The organism is Mycolicibacterium sichuanense (genome assembly GCF_033741125.1).
Lineage (GTDB): Bacteria > Actinomycetota > Actinomycetes > Mycobacteriales > Mycobacteriaceae > Mycobacterium.
On sequence record NZ_JAWQPU010000001.1, the window covers coordinates 730,752 to 756,138 of the forward strand.

The 25,387-nt window shown below is 70.1% G+C and carries 17 protein-coding genes; 11 read left to right on the forward strand and 6 right to left on the reverse strand.

Annotated elements, in window-relative coordinates; translation table 11 throughout:
* The first annotated feature begins 70 nt into the window (after positions 1-70).
* Together SBI80_RS03540 and SBI80_RS03545 are read left to right on the forward strand one after the other, a co-directional pair.
* Positions 71-3,202, forward strand: coding sequence for a PD-(D/E)XK nuclease family protein (locus tag SBI80_RS03540; RefSeq protein ID WP_318973025.1), 3,132 nt, complete (start codon positions 71-73; stop codon positions 3,200-3,202).
* Complete coding sequence (locus SBI80_RS03545) at positions 3,199-6,480, forward strand: ATP-dependent helicase (RefSeq protein ID WP_318973026.1); 3,282 nt, start codon at positions 3,199-3,201, stop codon at positions 6,478-6,480. The genes SBI80_RS03540 and SBI80_RS03545 overlap by 4 nt, the downstream gene beginning before the upstream one ends.
* On the opposite strand, the gene SBI80_RS03550 is transcribed toward SBI80_RS03545, so the two are convergent.
* Positions 6,452-6,853 (reverse strand): DoxX family protein, encoded by a 402-nt coding sequence (locus SBI80_RS03550; protein ID WP_318973027.1) that lies wholly within the window; start codon positions 6,851-6,853, stop codon positions 6,452-6,454. The genes SBI80_RS03545 and SBI80_RS03550 overlap by 29 nt on opposite strands.
* A 45-nt stretch (positions 6,854-6,898) precedes the next feature.
* On the opposite strand from SBI80_RS03550, the gene SBI80_RS03555 reads away from it, so the two are divergent.
* Both SBI80_RS03555 and nudC read left to right on the forward strand, forming a co-directional pair.
* The gene (locus tag SBI80_RS03555) at positions 6,899-7,978 is read left to right on the forward strand and encodes a potassium channel family protein (RefSeq protein WP_318973028.1); all 1,080 of its coding nucleotides are present in this window, start codon (positions 6,899-6,901) and stop codon (positions 7,976-7,978) included.
* A complete protein-coding gene (gene nudC / locus SBI80_RS03560; protein ID WP_318973029.1) occupies positions 7,975-8,910 on the forward strand; it encodes an NAD(+) diphosphatase in 936 nt (311 codons plus the stop codon). The genes SBI80_RS03555 and nudC overlap by 4 nt, the downstream gene beginning before the upstream one ends.
* A gap of 1 nt (position 8,911) precedes the next feature.
* On the opposite strand, the gene mrx1 is transcribed toward nudC, so the two are convergent.
* The gene (gene mrx1 / locus SBI80_RS03565) at positions 8,912-9,163 is read right to left on the reverse strand and encodes a mycoredoxin Mrx1 (RefSeq protein ID WP_318973030.1); all 252 of its coding nucleotides are present in this window, start codon (positions 9,161-9,163) and stop codon (positions 8,912-8,914) included.
* 94 nt (positions 9,164-9,257) lie between these two features.
* Here mrx1 and SBI80_RS03570 point away from each other — a divergent pair, with 94 nt between their 5' ends.
* From SBI80_RS03570 to SBI80_RS03580, 3 genes are all read left to right on the forward strand, one after another.
* Positions 9,258-11,411 (forward strand): ATP-dependent DNA helicase UvrD2, encoded by a 2,154-nt coding sequence (locus tag SBI80_RS03570; RefSeq protein ID WP_413232657.1) that lies wholly within the window; start codon positions 9,258-9,260, stop codon positions 11,409-11,411.
* A 137-nt stretch (positions 11,412-11,548) separates the two neighbouring features.
* On the forward strand, positions 11,549-11,752 hold the full coding sequence (locus SBI80_RS03575; protein WP_318973032.1) for a hypothetical protein: 204 nt from the start codon (positions 11,549-11,551) through the stop codon (positions 11,750-11,752).
* 145 nt (positions 11,753-11,897) lie between these two features.
* Positions 11,898-12,179, forward strand: a complete 282-nt coding sequence (locus SBI80_RS03580; RefSeq protein WP_318973033.1) for a WhiB family transcriptional regulator — start codon at positions 11,898-11,900, stop codon at positions 12,177-12,179.
* 57 nt (positions 12,180-12,236) lie between these two features.
* On the opposite strand, the gene SBI80_RS03585 is transcribed toward SBI80_RS03580, so the two are convergent.
* Together SBI80_RS03585 and mrf are read right to left on the reverse strand one after the other, a co-directional pair.
* On the reverse strand, positions 12,237-13,562 hold the full coding sequence (locus tag SBI80_RS03585) for a macrolide-binding ATPase MABP-1 (RefSeq protein ID WP_318973034.1): 1,326 nt from the start codon (positions 13,560-13,562) through the stop codon (positions 12,237-12,239).
* Between the two features lie 44 nt (positions 13,563-13,606).
* The gene (gene mrf / locus SBI80_RS03590; protein ID WP_318973035.1) at positions 13,607-14,809 is read right to left on the reverse strand and encodes a ribosome hibernation factor-recruiting GTPase MRF; all 1,203 of its coding nucleotides are present in this window, start codon (positions 14,807-14,809) and stop codon (positions 13,607-13,609) included.
* Positions 14,810-14,991: 182 nt separating this feature from the next.
* Between mrf and SBI80_RS03595 the strand changes: the two genes are divergently transcribed.
* Positions 14,992-15,315 (forward strand): hypothetical protein, encoded by a 324-nt coding sequence (locus SBI80_RS03595; protein ID WP_318973036.1) that lies wholly within the window; start codon positions 14,992-14,994, stop codon positions 15,313-15,315.
* 27 nt (positions 15,316-15,342) lie between these two features.
* On the opposite strand, the gene SBI80_RS03600 is transcribed toward SBI80_RS03595, so the two are convergent.
* The gene (locus SBI80_RS03600) at positions 15,343-16,185 is read right to left on the reverse strand and encodes a TOMM precursor leader peptide-binding protein (protein ID WP_318973037.1); all 843 of its coding nucleotides are present in this window, start codon (positions 16,183-16,185) and stop codon (positions 15,343-15,345) included.
* A 71-nt stretch (positions 16,186-16,256) separates the two neighbouring features.
* A complete protein-coding gene (locus SBI80_RS03605) occupies positions 16,257-17,597 on the reverse strand; it encodes a zinc-dependent metalloprotease (protein WP_318973038.1) in 1,341 nt (446 codons plus the stop codon).
* Between the two features lie 145 nt (positions 17,598-17,742).
* On the opposite strand from SBI80_RS03605, the gene SBI80_RS03610 reads away from it, so the two are divergent.
* The 3 genes from SBI80_RS03610 (at position 17,743) to SBI80_RS03620 (ending at position 25,340) form a co-directional block, all read left to right on the forward strand.
* Complete coding sequence (locus SBI80_RS03610; RefSeq protein ID WP_318973039.1) at positions 17,743-18,777, forward strand: YlbL family protein; 1,035 nt, start codon at positions 17,743-17,745, stop codon at positions 18,775-18,777.
* A gap of 99 nt (positions 18,778-18,876) precedes the next feature.
* Positions 18,877-21,876 (forward strand): UPF0182 family protein, encoded by a 3,000-nt coding sequence (locus tag SBI80_RS03615; protein WP_318973040.1) that lies wholly within the window; start codon positions 18,877-18,879, stop codon positions 21,874-21,876.
* A 17-nt stretch (positions 21,877-21,893) separates the two neighbouring features.
* Positions 21,894-25,340, forward strand: a complete 3,447-nt coding sequence (locus tag SBI80_RS03620) for an ATP-binding protein (protein ID WP_318973041.1) — start codon at positions 21,894-21,896, stop codon at positions 25,338-25,340.
* The last annotated feature ends 47 nt before the right edge of the window (positions 25,341-25,387 follow it).

The following is a 25,387-nucleotide window of genomic DNA, read 5'->3' on the forward strand; positions in this document are numbered from 1 at the left end:
GATCGTGACGGCCCCGTGCCGTCGACCTGGCTTGGCGGCACTTGTCGGACCCGCGTGATGTCATGCCGTCATGCCCGCTTCACGCACCGCGTCGTCGCCCACCGTGCTGACCGATCCCGGTCTGCGGGGCACCGTGCGGGTGCTCGGCGGTCCCGGTACGGGCAAGAGCTCGCTGCTGGTCGACACCGCGGCCGCGCGCATCGCCGCCGGGGTCGACCCGGAATCGGTTCTGCTGCTCACGGGTTCGGCCAAACTGGGGGTTCGGGCCAGGGCCGCGGTGACCGCCGCCCTGCTCGGCGATTCCGGGCCTGCCGCGGTGCGCGAACCGATGGTGCGCACGGTGCACTCCTATGCATTCGCGGTGCTGAGGTTGGCGGCCCAGCGCAACGGCGATCCGCCGCCACGGTTGATCACGAGTGCCGAGCAGGACGGCATAATCCGGGAGCTGCTGGCCGGCGACGTGGAGGACGGCGAGCATGCGTCCGTGCCGTGGCCGCGGCACCTGCGGCCTGCCCTCGGCACCGTCGGATTCGCCAACGAGTTGCGCGATCTGTTGGCCCGATGCACCGAGCGCGGCGTGGATCCCGCTGCGCTGCAACGCATCGGGCGGCGCGCCGGCCGGTCGGAGTGGGTCGCCGCCGGCCGGTTCGCGCAGGTGTACGAGCAGGTGATGCTGCTGCGGTCGGCGGTGGGCATGGCGGCACCGCAGGCCACCATTCCCGCCCTCGGCGCGGCCGAAATGGTCGGCGCGGCGCTGGAGGCGTTCGCCGCCGACCCGGACTTGCTGGCCAGTGAGCGTGGCAGGATCCGGTTGCTGCTGGTCGACGATGCGCAGAACCTCGACCCGCAGGCCGCGCTGCTGGTCCGGGTGCTGGCCGCCGGGGCCGAGCTCGCGCTGATCGCCGGTGATCCCAACCAGGCCGTGTTCGGTTACCGCGGAGCCGATCCGGCGCTGCTGAGCGACGGTGACCATCCGACCGTCGTCCTGACCGAGTCGCACCGCTGTTCGTCGGCAGTGGCGCGCGCGGTGACGGGGATCGCCGCCCGGTTGCCAGGGGCCGACCCCGCCAGGCAGCTCACCGCCGCGGGTGCTGCGACGGGGTCGGTGGCCGTCCGAATCGCCGCGTCGGAGCGCGCCGAGTCGGCCGTGATCGCCGACGCGCTGCGGCGCAGGCACCTGGTCGACGGCGTCCCGTGGTCCGAGATGGCGGTCATCGTGCGGTCGGTGCCACGGGTGGGGGCCGCGGTCGCCCGCACGCTGGCATCCGCAGGAGTGCCGGTCCGCCAGCAGGCCGCCACGGGCCCGCTCGCCGAGCATCCCGCGGTCGCCGCACTGCTCACCGTGCTCGAGGTCGTCGTCGCCGGGATGACCGGTGAACGGGCGTTGGCCTTGCTGACCGGTCCGATCGGACGGGTCGACCCGGTGTCGTTGCGGCAGCTGCGACGCACCCTGCGCCGGATCGACGCCGCCAGCCCACCCCGAGAGTTCGCCGAGCTACTGGTCGAGGTGCTCGACGCCCGCCGGCCGCTCACCGCCGAGATCCCGGAGCAGCTCGCACAGGCGCTCAAACGGGTGCGCAAGGTGGTGGGGGCGGCCGCACGCAGTGACGCCGACGGCCTGGATCCGCGGTTCACGCTGTGGCAGGCCTGGCATCAGACCGGTTTGCAGCGACGCTGGTTGGCCGCCACCGAACGCGCGGGAACGGTTGGCGCCCAGGCGGGCCGTGACCTCGACGCCGTGACCGCGTTGTTCGACGTGGCCGAGCGGTACGTCACCCACGTCACGGGCGCGTCGCTGGCCGGTTTCGTCGACCACGTGCGGGCCATGGTGCTGTCCGCTCCGGCCGACGACGCTGCCGCGGTGGGGGAGGCGGTGGCGGTCGTGTCGGCGCACGCGGCGCTCGGCCGGGAGTGGGACTTCGTGGTGCTCGCCGGTGTGCAGGAGGGGTTGTGGCCCAACGTGGTTCCCCGCGGCGGCGTGCTCGGGACGCAACGACTCGTCGACGCCCTCGACGGCATCGCCGACGGCACCTCGACCAGGGCGCCGCTGCTGGCCGAGGAGCGCAGGCTGTTGCTCGCCGCGCTTGGCAGAGCACGCACCCACGTGCTGGTGACCGCCGTCGACGGCGAGGAGGGTGACGACGCCCTGCTGCCGTCACCCTTCTGCGCTGAACTGCTCGCGCTGTCGACCGAGCGGCCGGCCGAGCCCGCCGAGCCCATTCGCGCCCCGCGCGTGCTGACGCCGGCCGCGGTCGTCGGCAGGCTCCGCGCGGTGGTGTGTGCGCCCGAGGGCACGGTGGGCGATGCGATGCGAGAGCGTGCGGCAACGCAATTGGCCCGGCTGGCGACCGCTGGCGTGCCCGGTGCGGTCCCCGATCAGTGGTATGGCACCACGGCAACGTCGACCGAACAGCCGCTGTGGACCGGCGCGGAGCACGTGGTGACGCTGTCGCCGTCGACGTTGCAGACGCTGGCCGACTGCCCGCTGCGGTGGCTGCTCGAGCGCCACGGGGGCAGCGACGGTCGCGACGTCCGGTCCGCGTTGGGCACCCTCGTCCACGCGCTGGTGTCGGATTCGGGCAAGAGCGAGGGGCAGTTGCTCGCCGAGCTCGAATCGGTTTGGGACGAGCTGCCGTTCGAGGCGTCCTGGTATGCGGCCAACGAACTCGACCGCCATCGGGAGATGCTGAGGGCCTTCGTGCAGTGGCGCGAGCAGACGCGCCACGAGCTGACCGAGGTCGGCACCGAGGTCGACGTCGACGGCGTCCTCGCGCCCGCCGACGCAGAGCTGCCCGGGGTGCGCGTTCGGGGACGGGTCGATCGGCTGGAGCGCGACGCCGAGGGCCGCCTCGTCATCGTCGACGTCAAGACTGGCAAGAGCCCCGTCACCAAGGACGACGCCCAACGGCATGCCCAGCTGGCGATGTACCAGCTGGCGATCGCCGAAGGCGTCCTGCCCCAAGGTGACGAGGCTGGCGGTGGCCGCCTGGTCTACCTCGGCAAGATCGGTGCGTCCGGAGCCGCTGAGCGCGAACAGAACCCGATGACGGCCGACGGTCGGGCCGAGTGGCGCGACCGCGTCCGGGAGGCGGCCGCAGCCACCAGCGGTCCCCAGTTCGTGGCCCGTGTCAACGACGGCTGCGTGCACTGTCCCGTGCGCGCGATGTGCCCAGCCCGGGCCGCGGCGGAGGGACGCGCGTGATCGCCCGGTACAGCCCGTCCGAACTCGCCGAGGCGCTCGGCATCTTCGAGCCAACCGAGGAACAGGCCGCCGTCATCGCCGCGCCACCGGGTCCGCTGGTCGTCATCGCGGGTGCTGGCGCGGGCAAGACCGAGACGATGGCCGCGCGGGTCGTCTGGCTGGTCGCCAACGGTCACGCCCGCCCAGGTGAGGTGCTCGGGTTGACGTTCACCCGCAAGGCCGCCGGGCAGCTGCTGCGCCGGGTGCGCACCCGGCTGGCCAGGTTGGCGGGGGCGGGCCTGGTTCCCGGCGACTCCGGTGAGGTCGACGAGCACCCGTCGATCGGCACGTACCACGCCTTCGCTGGCACGCTGTTGCGCGAGCACGGCCTTCTGTTGCCGGTCGAACCGTCCACCAGGCTGATCAGCGAGACCGAGTCGTGGCAGTTGGCCTTTCGGGTGGTCTGTGAGCACCCCGCGGCCCTGGACACCGACAAGTCACCGGCCACCATTACCGCGATGGTGTTGCGGCTGGCCGGCCAACTTGCCGAGCACCTGGTGGACACCGACCAGTTGCGCGACACTCACGTCGAGCTGGAGCGGTTGGTGCACGCCCTGCCCGCCGGTCCCCGGCAGCGCGACACCGGGCCAAGTCAGTCGCTGCTGAGGATGCTGGCGACCCAGGCCGAGCGCGCGATGATCGTGCCGCTGATCGACGCACTGCACCAACGGATGCGCGCCGAGAACGTGATGGACTTCGGCATGCAGATGGCATCGGCCGCCCGTCTCGCCGAGGCGTTTCCCCAAGTCGGCGCGCAGTTGCGGGAGCGCTACCGGGTGGTGCTGCTCGACGAATACCAGGACACCGGGCACGCACAGCGGGTGGCGCTGTCGTCGTTGTTCGGTGGAGGCGCCGACGACGAGCTCGCGCTGACCGCCGTCGGTGACCCGATCCAGTCGATCTACGGCTGGCGGGGCGCCTCGGCGACCAACCTGCCACGGTTCACCACGGACTTCCCACTGTCGGACGGCACGCCCGCGCCGACGTTGGAACTGCGCACCAGCTGGCGCAACCCGCCGCGGGCCCTGCATCTGGCGAACGCGGTCTCTGCCGAGGCACGCCGGAGGTCGGTGGCGGTCCGTGAGCTGTTGCCGCGACCCGGTGCGCAACCCGGCGCGATCTCCTGCGCGCTGTTCGACGACGTGAGCACCGAAAGGGATTGGGTCGCCCAACAATTGGCGGAGCGCTACCACGGTGCCGTTGCGGCGGGCGCGGAGATCCCCACCGCGGCGGTGCTGGTACGCCGCAACGCCGATGCCGCCCCGATGGCCGAGGCCCTGACCAATCGAGGGGTGCCGGTCGAAGTGGTCGGATTGTCGGGATTGCTGTCGGTGCCCGAGGTGGCCGACGTCGTCGCGATGCTGCGGTTGACCGCCGACCCCACCGCGGGCTCGGCCGCCATGCGCGTCCTCACCGGGCCGCGTTGGCGGTTGGGCGCTGCCGACGTGACCGCGCTGTGGCGGCGGGCCGTGGAGCTCGACTCCGCAGCCGGGTCGGCCGCCGAGCGGTCCTCGACGGCGCACGTCGTCGCGTCCGCCGGTCCCGACGCGGATCGGGCGTGCCTGGCGGACGCGATCTGCGACCCCGGCCACTCCGACCGGTACTCACCGGTCGGATACGAGCGGATCGTGGCCCTCTGCCGCGAGTTGACGACACTGCGCGCCCAGATGCACCACCCGCTGCCGGAGCTCATCGCCGAGATTCGGTGGATGCTGGGGGTGGACGCCGAAGTGCGTGCCGAGCAATCGGTTTCGGCGGGCTGGTGCGGTACCGAGCACCTCGATGCGTTCGCCGACGTCGTGGCCGACTTCGCGGCGCGGCCATCGGCCACGGTGGCGGCGCTGCTGGCCTATCTCGACGTCGCAATGGACGTCGAGAAGGGTCTGGCGCCCGCCGAGCTCACGGTGTCCAGGGACCGCGTGCAGATCCTGACGGTCCATGCGGCCAAGGGGCTGGAGTGGCAGGTCGTCGCCGTGCCGCATCTGAGCGGCCGGGTGTTCCCGTCGACGGGAACCGCGCGCACCTGGCTGACCGACGCCGGTGACCTGCCGCCACTGCTGCGCGGTGACCGCGCCTCGGTGACCGAGCACGGCGTGCCAGTGCTGGACACCTCCGACGTCAACGATCGGAAGGCGTTGTCCGACGCGATCGCCGCCCACCGGGCCACGCTCGATCAGCGCCGCACCGACGAGGAGCGCCGGCTGCTGTACGTGGCGTTGACTCGCGCCGAGGACACGCTGGTGCTCTCGGGTCACCACTGGGGTGCCACCGAGTCCAAGGCCCGGGGGCCGTCGGACTTCCTGCTGGAGATCAAGGACGTCATCGACCGGACGACCGCCGAGGGCGATCCGTGTGGCGTCGTCGAGCACTGGGCGCCGGCCCCGGCGGAGGGGGAGGTCAACCCGCTGCGGGACATCGTCACCGAGCGGTCGTGGCCCGAGGAATCGGCGGGCGCGCAGCGCACCACCGTCCATCGTGGCGCCGAGCTCGTCGAGGCGGCCATGGCGGCCGGTGCCTCGCCGGTGCCGACGGGCGAGGCGGACGTCGATGGCTGGGCGGCCGACGTGGATGCACTGCTCGTCGAGCGTGCGCAGGCACTGGCCAGGCCCACCGCGGTAGTGCCGCCGCAACTGTCCGTCAGCGCGCTGGTCGACATTGGCCGCGACCGCGAAGGCGCGCTGCGCCGGCTGCAGCGCCGGCTGCCGATGCGACCCGACCCGCACGCATTGCTGGGTACCGCGTTCCACGACTGGGTGCAGCGGTTCTTCCACGCCGACCGGTTGTTCGACCTGGAGGACCTCCCGGGCGCAGTCGACGGCGAACTCGGTCTGCTCGAAGCCGAGCGGCTCGCCGAGTTGCAGAGCGCGTTCGCCGTGTCACCGTGGGCGGCGCGGACACCGATGGAGGTGGAGGTCCCGTTCGACATGATCGTGGGCGGCATAGTCGTGCGCGGCCGCATCGACGCGATCTTCGCCGACGACGACGGCGGGGTGACCGTGGTCGACTGGAAGACCGGCGATCCGCCATCGAACCCGGAGGCATTGCAGCAGAACGCCATTCAGCTGGCGGTCTACCGGCTGGCCTGGGCGGCGACGTCGGGGGTCGCACCGGAGTCGGTGCGCGCCGCGTTCCACTACGTGCGCAGCGGGCGCACGGTCGTGCCCGAGACGTTGCCCGACGCCACGGAGCTGGCGGGGCTGCTGGCCGTGCCTAGCGAGGAGCGTTGCGGTACACCTTGAGCGCCTGCGTGATCATCGGCACCTGCAGCGGCAGCCGCGCGATGGAGGCGACGCGGGCCGGCCAGCCCTTGCTCCAGAACACTCGGATCGAGTTGACGTTGGCGGGAAAGACGCCGACGTAGAGCGCGATCGCGGCCAGCGCGCCGACCCGTCGGGTCTTCGGCACCAGCAGCATCGCTCCGGTCGCGGCCTCGGCCACGCCGGAGGCCAGCGTGTAGAACCGCGGCGTGCCAGGCAGCTCGGCGGGAACGATCGTGTCGAAGGGCTTCGGGGCGACGAAGTGCAGCACGCCCATGCCGACGAGCATCGCGCCCATCCGCTGGGCGGTCTTCTGGCTGGGGGCGTCGCCGAATGTTGGTGCGGGGGAGGTCATGGTTACATTGTGCTGTGCGGCGTGTTGGGCAGATGATGGGCCCTCATGGCCAAGGGTAGGTTGCGTCGTCGGTTGGCGGCGCTCGATCAGACGCTGACCACGCAGCCCGACCATGCGCTGGTCGGCACGCTGCGCATACCCGAGACCCCGGTCAGCCCGGCCCGCAAGATCGTCATGCGGGTCATCTACGCGCTGACCGCGTTGTTCGCCGCCGTCGCGATCGTCTACCTCGACCGTGACGGCTACCGCGACGTCCAGGGCAACGAGCTGTCCTTCCTGGACTGCCTGTACTACGCCACGGTGTCGCTGTCGACCACCGGCTACGGCGACATCACCCCGTTCACCCCGTCGGCGCGGTTGATCAACGTCCTGGTGATCACGCCGTTGCGGGTTGCGTTCCTCATCGTGTTGATCGGTACGACGGTGGAAACCCTGACCGAGGCCTCGCGTCAGACGCTGAAGATCCAGCAGTGGAGGAGAAGAGTGCGCGACCACACCGTCGTCGTCGGATACGGCACCAAGGGCAAGACCGCCGTCGCGGCGATGATCGGTGACGGCGCCAAGAGCAGCGAGATCGTCATCGTCGACACCGACCGGGCAGCGCTGGACCGCGCCGACAAGGCCGGCCTCGTGACGGTGCACGGTGACGCCAACCGCGCCGACGTGCTGCGGCTGGCCGGCGCCCAGCACGCCAAGGCGATCGTCGTGGCCACCAACAGCGACCCGACCGCCGTGCTCGTCACGCTGACCGCCCGCGAGCTGGCGCCCAAGGCCAAGATCATCGCCTCGATCCGCGAGGCCGAGAATCAGCACCTGCTGCTGCAGTCCGGCGCGGACTCCGTGGTGGTGTCCTCCGAGACTGCCGGGCGGCTACTCGGCATGGCGACCAAGACCCCGACCGTGGTGGAGATGATCGAGGACCTCCTGACCCCCGATGCGGGTTTCGCGATCGCCGAGCGCGACGTATCAGCCAAGGAGCTCGGCGGATCGGCCCGGCACCTGCCCGACATCGTGCTCGGCGTCGTCCGGGAGGGGCAGCTGCTCCGGGTGGACGATCCCGAGGTCGATGCCATGGAGCTCGGCGACCGCCTGCTCTACATCCGCAATGCAGAAGGTAACCGTTGAGTACTCCTGGAGCCTTCGCGCTGCGCAACGTTCCCCTGCTGTCGCGCGTCGGCTTGGTGCGGGCGGACGAACTGCGCACCGACCCCGCCGCGCTGCGCGACGGGTGGGCCGATGCCGTGCTGCTGAACGTGGATCGGCGCAATCAGGTGCTGATCTCCGGCGGCCAGGTGGTATTGGGCAAGGCGGCCAAGCATTCCAGCGAGCCCGACGAGCACGCGGTGTTCCTCGGCCGGATGCCCGACGGCAGGCACGTGTGGGCGGTGCGCGGTGCGCTGGAGGGGCCGGAGGATCCGCATGCCGAGTCCGAGGTGCTCAACCTGCGCCAGGCGGGGGCGATCTTCGACGACCTCAGCTCGCAGCTGGTGGCCACCGCGACCGCCCTGCTGAATTGGCATGACAGCGCCCGGTTCAGCAGCATCGACGGCTCGCCGACCAAGAGTCACAAGGCGGGCTGGTCGCGGATCAACCCGGTCAACGGACACGAGGAATTCCCGCGTCAGGACCCGGCCGTCATCTGCCTGATCCACGACGGGCACGACCGCGCGGTGCTGGCGCGTCAGACGGTGTGGCCCGAGCGATTGTTCTCGCTGATCGCCGGCTTCGTCGAGGCCGGCGAGTCCTTCGAGTCGTGCGTCGTGCGCGAGGTCGCCGAGGAGATCGGGCTCGACGTGCGCGACGTGACGTACCTGGGCAGCCAGCCATGGCCGTTCCCGCGCTCCCTGATGGTCGGCTTCCACGCCATCGGCGATCCGGAGCAGGAGTTCTTCTTCAGCGACGGCGAGATCGCCGAGGCGGCGTGGTTCACCAGGGACGAGGTGCGCGCGGCGCTGGCCGACGGGGACTGGACCAGCGACTCGCCGTCGCGGCTGTTGCTGCCCGGTTCGATCTCGATAGCCAGGGAGATCATCGAATCCTGGGCGTACGTCGACTGATTCAGGCGGCGAGCTTGGCCTGGACCTGCTTGAGACTGGGGTTGGTCAGCGTCGAACCGTCGGCGAACTTCACCGTCGGCACCACGTGGTTGCCGCCGTTGACCGAGCCGACGAACTCCGCCGCGGCCGGGTCGGCCTCGATGTCGACCTCGGTGTAGCCGATGCCCGCGGACTTCAGGGCGGACTTGAGCCGGGCACAGTAGCCGCACCACGACGTCGAGTACATGGTCAGCTGCGCATTGGTACCTGTCATAGCGTTGTCAACGTAGTGGAGACCGGCGGTATTGCACCATCGGGGGTGAGCTGCGCGACCGTCGAATCGGTGAATGTCGCCACCCCCTGCCAAGATGGATGCCATGCCATCCCAGGCTCCCGTGGCCACCTCGTCGGGCAAGAGTGGGCCGTTGGTGCGGCTCATCGACGATCTCGACGAGGAGCAGCGCGAGGCCGTGCAGGCGCCGCGGGGTCCGGTGTGCGTGCTCGCGGGTGCCGGCACCGGCAAGACCAGGACCATCACCCGCCGCATCGCGTATCTGGTGGCGGCCGGGCACGTCGCGCCCGGCCAGGTGCTTGCGGTGACGTTCACCTCGCGCGCAGCGGGGGAGATGCGGGCCCGGTTGCGGTCCCTTGACGAGCAGGGCGCCGACGGGGTCGGTACCGGGGCCGTGCAGGCCATGACGTTTCACGCCGCGGCCCGGCGGCAGCTGCAGTACTTCTGGCCGCGGGTCGTCGGTGACACCGGGTGGGAGCTGCTCGACAGCAAGTTCGGCGTGGTCGCCCAGGCGGCCAACCGGGCCAGGATCCAGGCGAGCACCGACGACGTCCGCGACCTCGCCGGTGAGATCGAATGGGCCAAGGCGTCGCTGATCAGCCCCGAGGGTTACCCCGCCGCGGTCGCCGAGGCGGGGCGTGACATCCCGTTGGACGCCGCCAAGGTCGCGGCCGTCTACGCCGGCTACGAGGCGCTGAAGGCCCGCCGCGACGGCACCACTCTGCTGGACTTCGACGACCTTCTGCTGCACACCGCCGCGGCGATCGAGAACGATGCCGCGGTCGCGCAGGAGTTCCGCGACCGCTACCGCTGCTTCGTCGTCGACGAGTACCAGGACGTCACGCCCCTGCAGCAGCGCGTGCTGAACGCCTGGCTCGGCGACCGCGACGACTTGACGGTGGTCGGCGACGCCAACCAGACCATCTACTCATTCACCGGCGCCACCCCGGCCTATCTCCTGGACTTCTCCCGTCGCTTCCCGGACGCGGCGGTGGTGCGGCTGGAACGCGACTACCGCTCCACCCCGCAGGTCGTCTCCCTGGCCAACCGGGTGATCTCGATGGCCCGCGGACGCATGGCGGGCAGCAAGCTGCACCTGATCGGTCAGCGCGATGCCGGGCCGGTGCCGACGTTCACCGAGCATCCCGATGAGGTCGCCGAGGCCGGGGCCGTCGCGAAGTCGATCAAGAAGCTGATCCAGGCGGGCACTGCGCCTGCGGAGATCGCGGTGCTCTACCGGATCAACGCCCAGTCGGAGGTCTACGAGGAAGCCCTGACCGCCGCGGGCGTGGCGTTCCAGGTGCGGGGCGGGGAGGGCTTCTTCAGCCGTCAGGAGGTGCGCCAGGCCCTGGTCGCGCTGCAGCGGGCCGCCGAGCGGGTCGACGCCGTCGGGGCCGAGCTGCCGCCCGTCGTGCGCGAACTGCTCGAGCCGCTGGGCCTGACCGCCGAAGAGCCGCAGGGTGTCCGGGCCCGTGAGCGGTGGGAGGCATTGGTCGCCCTGGTCGAGCTGGTCGAGGAGGAGGTCGCGCTGCGGCCCTCGTTGGACATCCGCGCCCTGCTGGCAGAGTTGCGGCAGCGCGCCGATGCGCGGCACCCACCGGTGGTCCAGGGCGTCACGCTGGCGTCGCTGCACGCCGCCAAGGGACTGGAATGGGACGCGGTGTTCCTGGTCGGTCTGGCCGACGGCACCATGCCCATCTCGCATGCGCTGGCCCGCGGCGCCGACAGCGAGCAGGTCGAGGAGGAGCGTCGGCTGCTCTACGTCGGGGTCACGCGGGCGCGCGTGCATCTGGCGCTGAGCTGGGCGCTGGCCCGCACTCCCGGTGGACGGCAGGGTCGCCGGCCGTCGCGCTTCCTCAACGGCATCGCACCGCAGACCGGCACCGACGAGGGGCCGAGCAAGCCGCGCCGCCAGCGTGGCCCCGCCCCACGCTGCCGGATCTGCAATGGCGCGTTGAGCACACCCGCGTCGATCATGTTGCGGCGCTGCGAGACCTGCCCGTCCGACCTGGACGAAGAACTGCTGGCGCAGCTCAAGGAATGGCGCCTGGAGACGTCCAAGACGATGAAGGTGCCTGCCTACGTGGTGTTCACCGACAACACCCTGCTCGCCATCGCCGAGACGCTGCCCTCCGACGAGGCGGCTCTGGTCGCGATTCCGGGCATCGGTGCGCGCAAGCTCGAGCAGTACGGAGCCGACGTCTTGGCGCTGGTCAGGGGCCGGCGTTAGGCCGTGCCGCGAAAACGGTCGGGATGCACCAAGATTCTGCCAAAGATGCAGGTCAGAAAATCGCTTGTCCGATTTGGGTGTTAGCCTCTAACCTCGTAAGCGTCTAATTCAGTCGAGTCGGTAGGGAGGTGTCCATCATGAAGTTCCAGTCGTTCTCCGGCGTAGCCAATGCTCGTGCCAACGCCCATGCCAACGTCGACGTCATGCCGTGGTCCCTCCACGTCGCTGGACCCGTCGCCCCGGCGGCGCATTGGGCGATTGGCACGAAGCGCGCCATTCCGGCGCTCAAGCGACGCGCCGCCGCCGCGACCGTCGCGTCCGTGAATCGAGGCTCCATCTAGGAAGCTCTCGAAAGCCTCATGGCCACGGACCCGACACCACAGGATCCGTGGCCAGATTCGTTTTCGGGACATCCGAACACCTGGTCGCAGATCCATCGAAGACAGATGGCCGATCGACTGAGACCAGGAAGAAGGTGATTCGGACATGTCTGCGCAGACATGCCCCGAAAGAACGCATCCGGCGGTGCCGTGTCACGTCGGTGATCCCGACCTGTGGTTCGCCGAGAACCCCCTCGAACTCGAGCGGGCCAAGACGCTGTGCGCGGACTGCCCGATCCGGCGTCAGTGTCTCGCCGAAGCGCTGGAACGCCAAGAGCCATGGGGAGTTTGGGGCGGCGAGATCATCGACCGCGGAGCGGTGGTGGCGCGTAAGAGGCCAAGGGGCCGCCCGCGGAAGAACCCGGTTGCGAACCCGGCGGCCGCGTAGCCGGCGACAGGTCGCCTGACCCCACGTATTGCTGGGGTCAGGCGGCGTGCTCGAAGATCAGGACGCGAAGCCCGGAATGTATTCTGCGGTAAGCGCTCTCACCGGTACATGGGCGTCGAGCTGGCATGAGATCGCGACGATCGAGGCGATCACGCGCATCGGGATCGCCAGCTTGGCCGGCAGATCCATCGCGCGGGCCGTCCGGATCGCGTCGGCCGAGAGGTCCATGTTGGCCGCGGCCATGCGCTGAATCCACTTGCGGGTGTAGTGGAATACCTCGACCTCGATGGGTTCGACGTACTGACGCAGCATGTCGTCGATCTCGCGTGCCGACACCTGCTGGCCACGCTGAATGAACCCGATCCGCTCCATCGTCGGCAGTAGCCGGTCGTAGTCCTTCTCCTGCGCGTAGCGCAGCATCTGCCCGAGCTCCGGGGGCAGTCCGCCGGGAAGCGGTGCGACGGCACCGAAGTCGAGGACGCCCATGCGTCCGTCGGCGAGCAGCATGAAGTTCCCGGGATGGGCGTCACCGTGCATCATCTCGAGGCGCTGTGGTGCGCCGAAGGTGAGCTCGGCCAGTCGGGTGCCCATGAGGTCGCGCTGCTCGGGGGTGCCGGTGCGGATGATCTGTGCCATCGGGATGCCGTCGATCCACTCGGCGATGACCACCTTGGGAGCGCTCGCGACGATCGCGGGCACCAGGAAGTGCGGGTCGTCGTGATAGGCCTTGGCGAAGGCACGCTGGTTGTCGGCCTCCAGCCGGTAGTCGAGTTCCATCTCGGTGCGTTCGATGAGTTCGTCGACCACGCCCTGGACGTCGGCGCCGGGGGAGAGCTGCCGGAAGACGTAGACCAGTCGCTGCATGGTCTTCAGGTCGGCGCGCAGGGCCTCGTCGGCGCCCGGGTACTGGATCTTGACCGCGACCTCGCGGCCGTCGGACCAGATGGCCTTGTGAACCTGGCCGATGCTGGCCGACGCGATGGGGGTGTCGTCGAAGGCTTGGAAGCGGTCGCGCCACTTGGTGCCGAGCTGGGCGTTCAGGACGCGATGCACCTTCGTTGCGGGCAGTGGCGGGGCGTCCTTCTGGAGCTTGGTCAGGGCCTCGCGGTAGGGCTCGCCGAACTGCTCGGGGACCGCGGCCTCCATCACCGACAGCGCCTGGCCGACCTTCATCGCGCCGCCCTTGAGTTCGCCGAGGACGGTGAAGAGCTGATTGGCGGCCTTCTCCATCATCTCGGCATTGACGTCGTCCTTGGACATGCCGGTCAGCCGTTTGCCGAAGCCAAGGGCGGCCCGCCCGGCGAACCCGACGGGCAGGCTTGCGAGCTTGGCGTTCCTGGCGACTCGTCCACGCTTGATGTCTGCCACGACTCCATCATCCATGACGATGCTGGCAGCGCGACCGCCGCGGGGAGCGGCCATCGTGCTCACTCGCCGGTGTGGCGCTCCGGACGGCTCTCGTCGGCATTCGAGTCGGCCAGCTCGGCCCCGTCGTCGCACGGATCCTCGTGCCAGTCGCCGAACGGATCCGGGTAGTCGGCCCAATCCCACGGCGCGGCCATTTCGGCGTCGGTCAGCACGGCGCCGGACAAGGCGGCGACGACGTCGCTGGGATCGGCGCCACAGACCAGGATCACCATCGAGGTGTGCCGGTCGCCGTATTCGGCGCTCCACATCAGGTCGGCCATGGCGCGTCGGTCGGGGGCCACATAGGCCCGTTCCGAGGCATCCATGGCGGCCAGCCACCGCCCCGCGGTGTCGATGCGCAACCCGCCACCCGCGGACTGCAGCCACATCGCCTGCCGGGGTTGGGTGGCCAGCCACAGTCGGCCCCTGGTGCGGATCACCCCCTCGAGCAGCAGGTCGACGGCGGCGTGCAGCCGCTGCGGGTGCAGTGGCCGGGTCGCGGTGAACTCGACGAGCTGCACGGCTCCGTCGCGTCCGAGTGGCGGTTGGCCGGCCAGAAGCGGCTTGTGGGGGCCGTCGCTGCGACCGCGGCGGGCGTCGGGTTCCAGGTTCGCCAGCGCCATCTCGACGCGGTCGGGCCCGACGGTGATCCGCGCGCGCGGCGTCAGGCGTCGCAGCACGGCCAGCGTCACCGCCTCCGGGCGAGTCGGCACCAGCACGTCGGCGAACTCGGCCTGTCCGACCACCACCTGGGCGACGGTCCTGCCATCGGCCAGCTCGTCCTCGCCGAGGGCCTGCTCGAGGAAGCGGTCGACGTCCACGCAGGTCACGACGGCCCGGATGGCGACGTCGCGGGCCGCCGGGCCGTCCAAGTATCCGGGTCCGACCCGCACCTCGACGTGGTTGATCGCCCAGCAGATCGGCTCGGGTTCCAGCCACGGCGCCAGGTGCACCACGATGCGGTCGAGGTCGTCGCGTCGGTGCAGCCGTCGCAGCAGCACCAGGAGGTCGTCGCGCACTGTGCACGACAAGCAGCCGTGCGCCAGTTCGAGCGCGGTCTCGATCGTCTGCGGCAGGCCGTCGCGCTGGATCTCGAGGGTGCGACGCACGACGTGGCCGTCGAACCGATGCCGCACGACCAGCGTTCCGGGTCGTCGCAGCAGCGTGTCGGTCACCGCATCGGTGTCGCCCTGGCCGGTCGTCAGCACTACAGGAGTCCGCATACCGCTCCTTATTGATAATCGTTGTCATCTAGCGGGGTTTCACGGTACAGTCCGGGGAGGTCGTTGTCGAAAATCATTTTCATCAGTACGGTCACCGAGAGGGGTTGGTCGCGATGTCGGCTCAGCGTCGAAATCCTTCTGGGAAAACGTCTTTCGGGACCCGTCGGCCCTTCACCGTCATCGTGTGCACCGCGTGCGCGGCCGACGGGGACGCCGCGGTGCCGGCCGAGCTCAGGGCGACGATCCGGCGGAGCGCTCACGGCATGCTGGTCACGACGGGTTGTCTGCTCGCACCGGGCCGGTGCACCCAGGCGGTGGGGCGCGTCACGGTCGCCGTGCAACCCTGCACCGTCGACCGGCGCCCAGAGGGCCGGGTTCGATGGGTGGGTCCGATCGACGGGGCCGGGGAGGTGCGCGCCCTGTGCCGGTGGCTGGAGCGCGGTGACTGGGACGCGCCGCTGAGCACCAGGTGGGACGCCCGGCGGCACGTCGAAAGTAGGAACTAGGGCACCGTCGGGGAACGGGCCCGGGCGTCAGCACTCGCAGCGAGGGTGGCGCGACCACCGGCGGCTGGTCGTCGAGCCGGTGCGTACGTCGAACTCGAGCGTGGTGTCCAGGGTGGACGGCGGTTCATCCGCGCGGCGCGGGTCGTCGGACTCGTGCACGGCCTCGATGACGCGATCGACCTGGCTGAGCGCCAACGCCGCCGTGCCAAGCAGGGTGGCGCGATCCGCGCTGCCGACCGCGTCGCGCAGCTGGGCCGCGACGGCCGGCCAGGCCGCGTCGCGATCGCTGCGGTAGAGATCGGCGCAGCCCAGGCAGCTGGTGACTCCGGGGATCACCAGTGGGCCGATGAGCCCCGTCCCGTCGCGCACCCGCACCGGCAGGTGCGGAATTCGCGCCCGGTGCAGTTCGCGCAGCAGGTGCGGATCGGCGACCAGCACGTCGGAGAGCACCACCAGATCCGTCGTCCCCGCGGTGACCCCGGCGTGCTTGCGGTCGCTCTGTTTGACCCTGGCCCCCGAGCAGCGCAGCGCGCTCGCGAGCAGATCCGACAGCGGTCCACGGCCGTGGATGCGGATCGACGCCGACCGGGTGGGTACGGGAGTGGCGGTGACCAGCCCGCCCGCGGCGAGGGCACCGACCAGCTCGGTCATGGCCGCCGACTCGGCGATGCCGCGGGCGCAGGCCAGCGCCACCAGCTCGGCATCGGTCACCCCGGACTGCATGGTGCGCAGCAGATCGGCCAGCGCGGCGGCCGACAACCCGTCTGGCGGTTCGACGAGCATCGCGCGCCGCGGATCCCAGCCCACCTGGACGACGCCGTCGGGCCGGACCAGGACCGGCATCGCCGGGTTGAGGGTGTGACGCGACATGCGCCGACTCTGCCACGGCAAGCCCCTGCCGGGTGCGAACCATCCACAGGCCCCGAGGACCCTGTGGATGACTACTTCGAGTCGTCCCCGAAGTCCTTCTCCAGGTCGGCGATCGCCTGGTCGATGCCGCTGGTGTCGCCACCCATGACGCGGTCGATGAAGCCCGCGGGCTCGTCGAGGTCGTCGGAGCCGGGAAGCAGGTCGGGGTGCTGCCAGACGGCGTCGCGGGCGTCCTGGCCCACCGCCTCGGTCAGCCGCTCCCACAGCACGGCGGCCTCGCGCAGCTTGCGCGGCCGCAGCTCCAGCCCGACCAGCGTGGCGAAGGTCTGCTCGGCGGGACCGCCGGTGGCGCGGCGCCGGCGCAGGGTCTCGCTCAGCGCCGACGTTCCAGGGATTCGGTCACCGAGGGCGCTGGTCACGACGGTCTGCACCCAGCCCTCGATCAGTGCCAGCAGCGTCTCGAGGCGTTCGAGTGCGGCGATCTGCTCCGGGGTCGACTTCGGCTCGAAGATGCCCTGGTTGAGCAGCTGCTCCATGGCCGCCGGGTCGGCCAGCGCGGCGGGATTGAACCCCTGGGCCATGTCCTCGATGCTGCTCATGTCGACTTTCATGCCGTGCGCGAACGCCTCGACGGCGCTCAGCAGCTGGCTCGACAACCACGGCACGTGGCTGAACAGGCGGTGGTGGGCGGCTTCACGCGCCGCGAGGAACGTCATGATCTCGCCGCGCGGCTGCTCCAGCCCCTCGGAGAGGGCCTCGATGGCCTCGGGCATCAGCGCGGCGACGCCCTTCGGCCCCAGCGGCAGCCCGATGTCGGTGGAGGTCAACACTTCCCGCGACAGTGTGCCGAGGGCCTGACCCAGCTGGGAGCCGAAGGCCATCCCGCCCATCTGCGTCATCATCGCCAGCAGGGGGCCCGCCATGGCCTTGGCCTCTTCGGGCAGCGCCGAGGCCCACACCGTCGACATCTGCTGGGCCACAGGATCACACAGCCGCTTCCAGGTCGCCATGGTGTTGTCCACCCACTCGCTGGGCGTCCACGCGACGGACTTGGTGGTACCGGCGGGCAGGGGTGTGACACCGTCGAGCCACGTATCGGCCAGCCGCACGGCGTCGCCGACGGCGGCGCTGGTCTGTTCGGACACCGGCTTGACGAAGCCGATCGAGCTGGACGCCAACTGGCGGGCCAGGTCGTAGTTCACCGGCCCGGCCTGCGCTCCACCGGCCATCGAGTGCCCGGCGCCACTGAACATCTCGCCGAGCTTGGAGAAGATCTGCCCGAGGTTGTTCATGTCGAAGTCGCCGCCGCCGAATCCGAACGGATCCGACGACGAACCCTCGCCGGGGTCCTTCTTGCGGTCGTCTCGTTCGGGGTCGTCTCCCGGGGAGAAGCCAAAGGGCAGGTCAGCCATGGCGTCAACGGTACTCACCCCGGGCGCCGGGTGCGTGTGCCCGGGTCACGCCGAGAGTGAACTTCGAGGTCGCGGGGCGAGTGAGCACCTGCGGCCGCAAGTGCGTGGCGCCGGGCACTCGGCGAAGCGCCCTAATGTATGCAGCGTGAAGGGTGGAACGAACAGGCGCATCTCGACGCTGGTGGTGGCGCTGGTCCCGATCGTGATCTTCGGTCTGCTGCTGTCGGTGGTGACGGTGCCGTTCGTGGGACTCGGGCCAGGTCCGACGTTCAACACGCTCGGCGAGGTGGACGGCAAGCAGGTCGTCGACATCGAGGGCACCGAGGTGCATCCCACGTCGGGCAACCTCAACATGACCACGGTCAGCCAGAGCGACGGTCTGACCTTGGGCCAGGCGCTGCGGCTGTGGATGTCGGGCAACGAGCAGCTGGTGCCGCGGGACCTGGTCTACCCGCCGGACAAGAGCAAGGACGACATCGACAAGGAGAACACCACCGACTTCAAGCAGTCGGAGGACAGCGCCGAGTACGCGGCGCTGGGGTACCTGAAGTACCCGCAGGCCGTGACCGTCCAGACCGTGACGTCCGACGGGCCGTCGGCGGGCAAGCTGCAGGACGGCGACGCCATCGACATGGTCGACGACAAGCCGGTCGCCAACCTCGCCCAGTTCACCGACATCCTCAAGGCCACCAAGCCCGGTGACCAGTTCGTCGTCGACTACCGCCGCAAGGACGGGTCGCTGGGCACGACGACCATCACGCTGGGCAAGAACCCCGACCGCGACTACGGCTTCCTCGGGGTGGGCGTGCTGGACGCGCCGTGGGCACCGTTCAAGATCGACTTCAACCTCGCCAACATCGGCGGTCCGTCGGCGGGTCTGATGTTCAGCCTGGCCGTCGTCGACAAGCTCACGACGGGCGACATCAACGGCGGCAAGTTCGTCGCCGGCACCGGAACCATCACCGGTGACGGCAAGGTCGGCCCCATCGGCGGCATCACCCACAAGATGTATGCCGCCAAGGAGGCCGGGGCCGAGGTGTTCATGGTCCCCGCGGAGAATTGCGACGAGGCCAAGTCCGCCCACGAGGACGGTCTGCAGTTGATCAAGGTGGAGAATCTGGCCGGCGCGGTGGATGCCTTGAAGACCTATTCCGCTGGTGGTGAACCTCCCCATTGCTGAGAAGTCCCTTTGCGACGGATGCGTAGAGTTATGGCACGTCCAATCGCGGCGTGTGACTGCCTGCCACCTGTTCGTGGCACCCGAGACTGGAGTTGACGAGTGGGGATGCGGCCCGCGGCACGAATGCCGAAGCTGACTCGACGTAGCCGAATCTTGATCGGGATCGCCCTGGCGGTCGTCGTTCTGTTGCTGATCGGCCCCCGCCTGATCGACACCTACGTCGACTGGCTGTGGTTCGGCGAGCTCGGATACCGATCGGTGTTCACCACGACGCTGCTGACCCGTCTGGTCGTGTTCGTGGTCGCGGCGGTCCTAGTCGGCGGCGTCGTCTTCGCCGCGCTGGCCCTGGCCTACCGCAACCGTCCGGTGTTCGTCCCCACCGCCGGACCCAACGATCCCGTCGCCCGCTACCGCACCTCGGTGATGGCGCGGCTGCGGCTGTTCGGCATCGGCGTTCCGGTGTTCATCGGTCTGCTCGCCGGCATCGTCGGACAAACCTACTGGGTGCAGGTGCAGCTGTTCCTGCACGGCGGCGACTTCGGCGTGACCGATCCGCAGTTCGGCCTCGACCTCGGCTTCTATGCCTTCGATCTGCCGTTCTACCGGTTGGTGCTGAACTTCCTGTTCGTCGCCACGTTCCTGGCGCTGATCGCAAACCTGCTGGGGCACTACCTGTTCGGCGGCATCCGCCTCGCCGGGCGCACGGGCGCGCTGAGCCGCTCGGCGCGCATCCAGCTCGTCACCCTCGTCGGCACGCTGGTGCTGCTCAAGGCGTTCGCCTACTGGCTGGACCGCTACGAGCTGCTCAGCCACACCCGTGGTGGCAAGCCGTTCACCGGCGCCGGCTACACCGACATCAACGCGGTGCTGCCCGCCAAGCTGATCCTGCTGGCGATCGCGCTGATCTGTGCGGTGGCGGTGTTCTCCGCGGTGGTGCTGCGGGATCTGCGCATCCCCGCGATCGGCGTGGTGCTGCTGCTGCTGAGCTCGCTGATCGTCGGGGCGGCCTGGCCGCTGATCGTCGAGCAGTTCAGCGTCAAGCCCAACGCGGCGCAAAAGGAAAGCGAATACATCAGTCGCAGCATCACCGCGACCAGACAGGCCTACGGGCTCACCGACCAGAACGTCACCTACCGCGACTACAGCGGGGACGCCGCGACCACGGCGCAGCAGGTGGCGTCCGACCGTGCGACGACGTCGAACATCCGCCTGCTCGACCCCACCATCGTCAGTCCCGCGTTCACGCAGTTCCAGCAGGGCAAGAACTTCTACTCGTTCCCCGACCAACTGTCGATCGACCGGTACGACACCGGAGGCAACCTGCGCGACTACGTCGTCGCGGCGCGCGAACTCAACCCCGACCGGCTGATCGACAATCAACGGGACTGGATCAACCGCCACACGGTGTACACGCACGGCAACGGCTTCATCGCCTCGCCCGCCAACACGGTCCGCGGCGTGGCCAACGACCCGAACCAGAACGGCGGTTATCCCGAGTTCCTGGCCAGCGTCGTCGGCGCCAACGGCAGCGTCGTGTCACCGGGACCCGCACCGCTGGATCAACCCCGCATCTACTACGGCCCGATCATCGCCAACACGACCGACGACTACGCGATCGTCGGCCGCAACGGCGCCGACCGCGAGTACGACTACGAGACCAACACCGACACGAAGAACTACACCTACGGCGGCACCGGTGGCGTCCCGGTGGGCAACTGGCTGGCGCGCAGCGTCTTCGCGGCCAAGTACGCCGAGCGGAACTTCCTGTTCTCCAACGTGATCGGCGAGAACAGTCGCATCCTGTTCAACCGTGACCCGGCGCAGCGCGTCGAGGCGGTCGCCCCGTGGCTGACCACCGACACCAGCGTCTATCCCGCGATCGTGAACAAGCGGATGGTGTGGATCGTCGACGGCTACACGACGCTGGACAACTACCCCTACTCGGAGCTGACCTCGCTGTCCTCGGCCACCGCGGACTCCAACGAGATCGCGCTGAACCGGCTGGCGCTGGACAAGCAGGTGTCCTACATCCGCAACTCGGTGAAGGCCACCGTCGACGCCTACGACGGCACCGTGACGCTGTACGCGCAGGACGAGAGCGATCCGGTGCTCAAGGCGTGGGAGTCGGTGTTCCCCGGCACGGTCAAGCCGAAGTCGGACATCTCGCCGGAGCTGCAGGCGCACCTGCGCTACCCCGAGGACCTGTTCAAGGTGCAGCGCGCGCTGCTGGCCAAGTACCACGTCAACGATCCGGTGACGTTCTTCTCGACGTCGGACTTCTGGGACGTGCCGCTGGATCCGAACCCGACGGCCAGCAGCTTCCAGCCGCCGTACTACATCGTCGCCAAGGACATTGCCTCCAACGACAATTCGGCGTCGTTCCAGCTGACCACGGCGATGAACAGGTTCCGGCGTGACTTCCTCGCCGCCTACATCAGCGCCAGCTCCGACCCGTCGACCTACGGCAAGATCACCGTGCTGACCATTCCCGGTCAGGTCAACGGCCCAAAGTTGGCCTTCAACGCGATCAGTACCGATACCGCGGTGAGCCAGGACCTCGGTGTGATCGGTCGCGACAATCAGAACCGCATCCGCTGGGGCAACCTGCTGACGTTGCCGGTGGCGCAGGGCGGTCTGCTGTACGTGGCGCCGGTCTACGCCTCGCCGGGCGCCAGCGACGCGGCATCGTCGTATCCCCGGTTGATCCGCGTGGCGATGATGTACAACGACAAGGTCGGCTACGGCCCGACGGTACGGGACGCGCTCGACGAGTTGTTCGGGCCAGGTGCCGGGGCGACGGCGACCGGTCCGGCTCCGACGGATCTGCCCGCCGGCCAGCCGCCCGCGGCGTCGCCGCCGGCCAACCAGCAGCCGCAGGCGGCTCCGCCGGCCAACCCGTCCGGGACTGCGCCGGAGGTGCCGGTTGCGGTGCCCGGCGGGGCAACTCAGCTGACGGCTGCGAAAGCGGCTGCCCTGCAACAGGTTCAGGTCGCTTTGGACGCGATGCAGCAGGCTCAGCAGAGCGGCAACTTCGCCCAGTACGGCCAGGCGTTGCAGAATCTGGACGATGCCATGAACAAGTACCGGGATACCAAGTAGGGCAATAAGCTCGACGCGTGCGCTATCGGTTACTGGGACCGCTGCAGGTCGTGCACGCGGCCCCGGCGAACGACACCGAGGTGCTCGTCGACGTCGGGCCACGCAAGCAGCGTGCCGTGCTGGCGGTGCTGCTGCTGGCGCGCGGCAGCGTGGTATCGGTGGACCGCCTGATCGACGCCGTCTGGGGTGACGACGTTCCGGCGAGTGCGACGGCGAGCCTGCAGGCCTACGTGTCCAACCTGCGGCGGGCCCTGCGCGGTGGTGGTACCGGGTCGCAGGTGGCCACGCCGATCGTCAGGCAGTCCCCGGGGTACTACCTCGCCGTCGGACCCGACGACGTCGACCTCACCGTCTTCGGCGCGTTCCTCGGGCGCGCCGCCGCCGCCATCGAGGCATCGCGGTGGGAGGGGGCGCTCGCCGAGACCGACACTGCGCTGGCGCTGTGGCGCGGTCCCTTCCTGGAGGACCTGGGCGACGAGCCGTGGGTCGCCCCGGAGGCGGCGCTGGCCGAGCAGCTGCGTCGGGACTGCCTCGACTACCGGATCAGTGCGCTGCTGGCCCTCGGTCGCATTCCCGCGGCGCTGAGCGCCGCCACGCAGCTGAGTGCGGCCGACCCGTTGTCCGACCGGGGATGTTGGCTGCACGTGCTGTCGCTGTATCGCGCCGGTCGCACCTCGGATGCCTTGGCGGCCTTCACCCGCCACGCCCGGATGCTCGACGACGAGATGGGTTTGCAGCCGGGTGCCGAACTGCGGGATCTGCAGACGGCCATCCTGCGTCAGGCTCCCGAGCTCGCGGCCTGGCCGCGCCAGCCCGAGTGGACCGGCGCGGCCCAGGTCGCCACCCCGACGGGTCACGTCGCGCCGGTGACGTCGCAAGAGACCCCGCCCCGAGCCAGCCTGGTCGGTCGGGATCGCGAGTTGAGCACGGTGGCAAGCCTTCTCGACGACGTGGCAGCCGGCGCGACCCGTTGGCTGGTGCTCTCGGGGCCTCCCGGGATCGGCAAGACCCGTCTGGCCGAGGAGGTGGCGGCCCGGGTCGTCGATGGCGGCGGGCGCGTGGTGTGGGTCGGCTGTCCCGACGAGTCGGGCACCCCGCCGTGGTGGCCGATGCGCCAGCTGGTCCGCGCACTCGGAGGTGACGCCGACGAGCTTCTCCGCGTGCCGGCGAACGCCGACCCGGACATCGCGAGATTCCAGGTCTACGAACGCATTCAGTCCCTCCTCGAGTCGGTTGGCGACGTCCGGGCGGTGGTGGTCGACGACGTCCAGTGGGCCGACTCGGCGTCGACGGGCTGCCTGGCCTACATCGCCGGTGCGCTGCGCGAACATCCCGTCGCGCTGGTCGTCACGGTCCGCGACGGCGAGCCAAGCCCGGAGTTGCGGCGGTTGCTCGGCACGGTGGCCCGCGGGCCGCACAACCGTCACCTCGAGGTGCCGGCGCTGTCGTCGCGGGACGTGGCCGCGCTGGCGACGCAGGTGGCCGACGAGGTGGTCACCGACGCCGAGGCTGCGACCCTGGCCGTGCGGACCGGTGGCAATCCGTTCTTCGTCTGCGAGTACGCGCGTCTGCCGCGAGACGAGCGGCAGGGCAACGAGATTCCCGTCGCGGTGAAGGCCGTGCTGGACCGCCGGTTCGCCGGCCTGGATCCTGCGGTGCTGCAGATGCTGCGCACCGCCGCGGTGGTCGGCGACGAGGTCGACGTGCCGGTGCTGGCGAAGGCGACCGGGTTGGACATCGACACCCTGGCCGACTACCTCGACGAGGCGGCCGACGAGCGCATCGTCGTCCCGTCGCACGCCGGTGACGGATATGCCTTCGCGCACGGACTGCTTCGCGAGCAGTTGATGGCGAGCCTGCCCGCATTGCGCCGACAACGCTTGCACGCCAAGATCGCCGAGGTGCTCCAGGACGGCGTGGGTGCCGACGCGCTGACGCGGCGAGCCCAGCACCTGGTGGCGGCGCAGCCTCTGGTGGAGCCCGACGTGGTGGTGCGGGCGTGCCGGCGCGCCGCCGAGGACGCCGCGCAGCGCTGGAGTTCGGACATCGCCGCGACGTGGTGGCAGGCGGCACTGGATGCCTACGACCGGCTGCCCGTCGCGGCGCGCGACGACGAGGAGCGCGATGCCCTGACCGTGGCCATGCTCGACGCGCATTCGCGCGCGGGGCGCGGGCGTCTGGTGCTACAGACCGTCGAGCAGCAGCTGACAGAGGCGCTGCGGGCGGGTCGCACCGCCACGGCGGGCCGGGTGGCCAGCGCACTGCTGAGGGCCAGCGGGGGATGGCCGTGGCTGGCGCCCGGCGAGGACCCCGGTGAGTTGCTGGTGCTGCTCGAGCGCTCCGCCGAGGTCGCCGATCGCGACGCGGGCGCGGGCGCGCGGGTGTTGGCCGCCCTCGCGGTGGGGCACTGCTACGACCCCGATCCCGCGGTTCCGGCGGCCCACCTCGACCACGCGCAGCGGTTGGCGGAGACCACGGGGGATTCCGACGTCGTCGCCGACGTGCTGGTGGGCCAGTTGATCACCTATTCCGGGGTGGCCACCCACAGCGAGCAGGCACTGGCGTGGTCAGATCGGCTGAATGTGTTGCAGCACAGCAGGTCTCGTGAAGACCGCGTCATCGCGAACTCGGTGTGCACGATGGCCGCGATGAACCTGGGCGACGTCGACGAGACGATTCGTCGCTTGGCCGCGGGCATCGAGGGTAGCGAGGAGATGCAGCTGCCGGTGCTGCGCGCGCAATTGCGGTGGATGGAGGCGGTGCTGGCGGTGTGGCGCGGCGACTTCGCCGAGGCCAAGCGGCACCACGGCATTGCGGCCTACGTGCATGAGCAGACCGAATTGTACGGCGCGGGAAGCGGTTTGATGGCCGAGGTGTCACTGCTGCGAGAGACCGGCGGTCCGATCGATCCGCAGTGGCAGGCGATGGCGGCGACCCCGGAGACCGGCGGGCAGGACATGCTGAATCTGGTCCGCGCGGCGCTGCTGACGGTGGCCGACGGGCCGGAGGTGGCTACGGCGGGGGAGACGATCCTGGCCGAGTGGCTCGCCACCCGGGAACGTCCGCACGTGTGGACGACGCTGGGTCATCTGGCGCTGCTGGCGCATCTGGCCGCCGACGGCGGGCACGCCCACTATGCCCGGCCGCTGATCGAGGAGCTCGAGCCGTTCGGCGACCGGGTCGCGGTGATCGGGCAGATCGGCGTCGTCGGCCCGGTGGCGCTGGCGACTGCGCGCCTGCGGTGGCTGCTGGGGGACCGCGCCCACGCGGCCGGTGATCTCGAGTCGGCCCGCGAGATGGGCCGGCGCACCGGGGCGGTGCCCACCCTGGTGCGGTGTGACCTGTTGGCCGCCGAGCTGGCCGAGTCCGAGGCGCAGCGGCGCGCGTTGGCGACCGACGTCGCGGCGCGGGCCGATCGGCTGGGGATGAACACCTTGCGCGCCGCCGCCCTGAGGCTCTGCTAGGCGGGCTTGGACGTTTCTTGGATCGGGCGGCCACGGCGGCGCCAAGG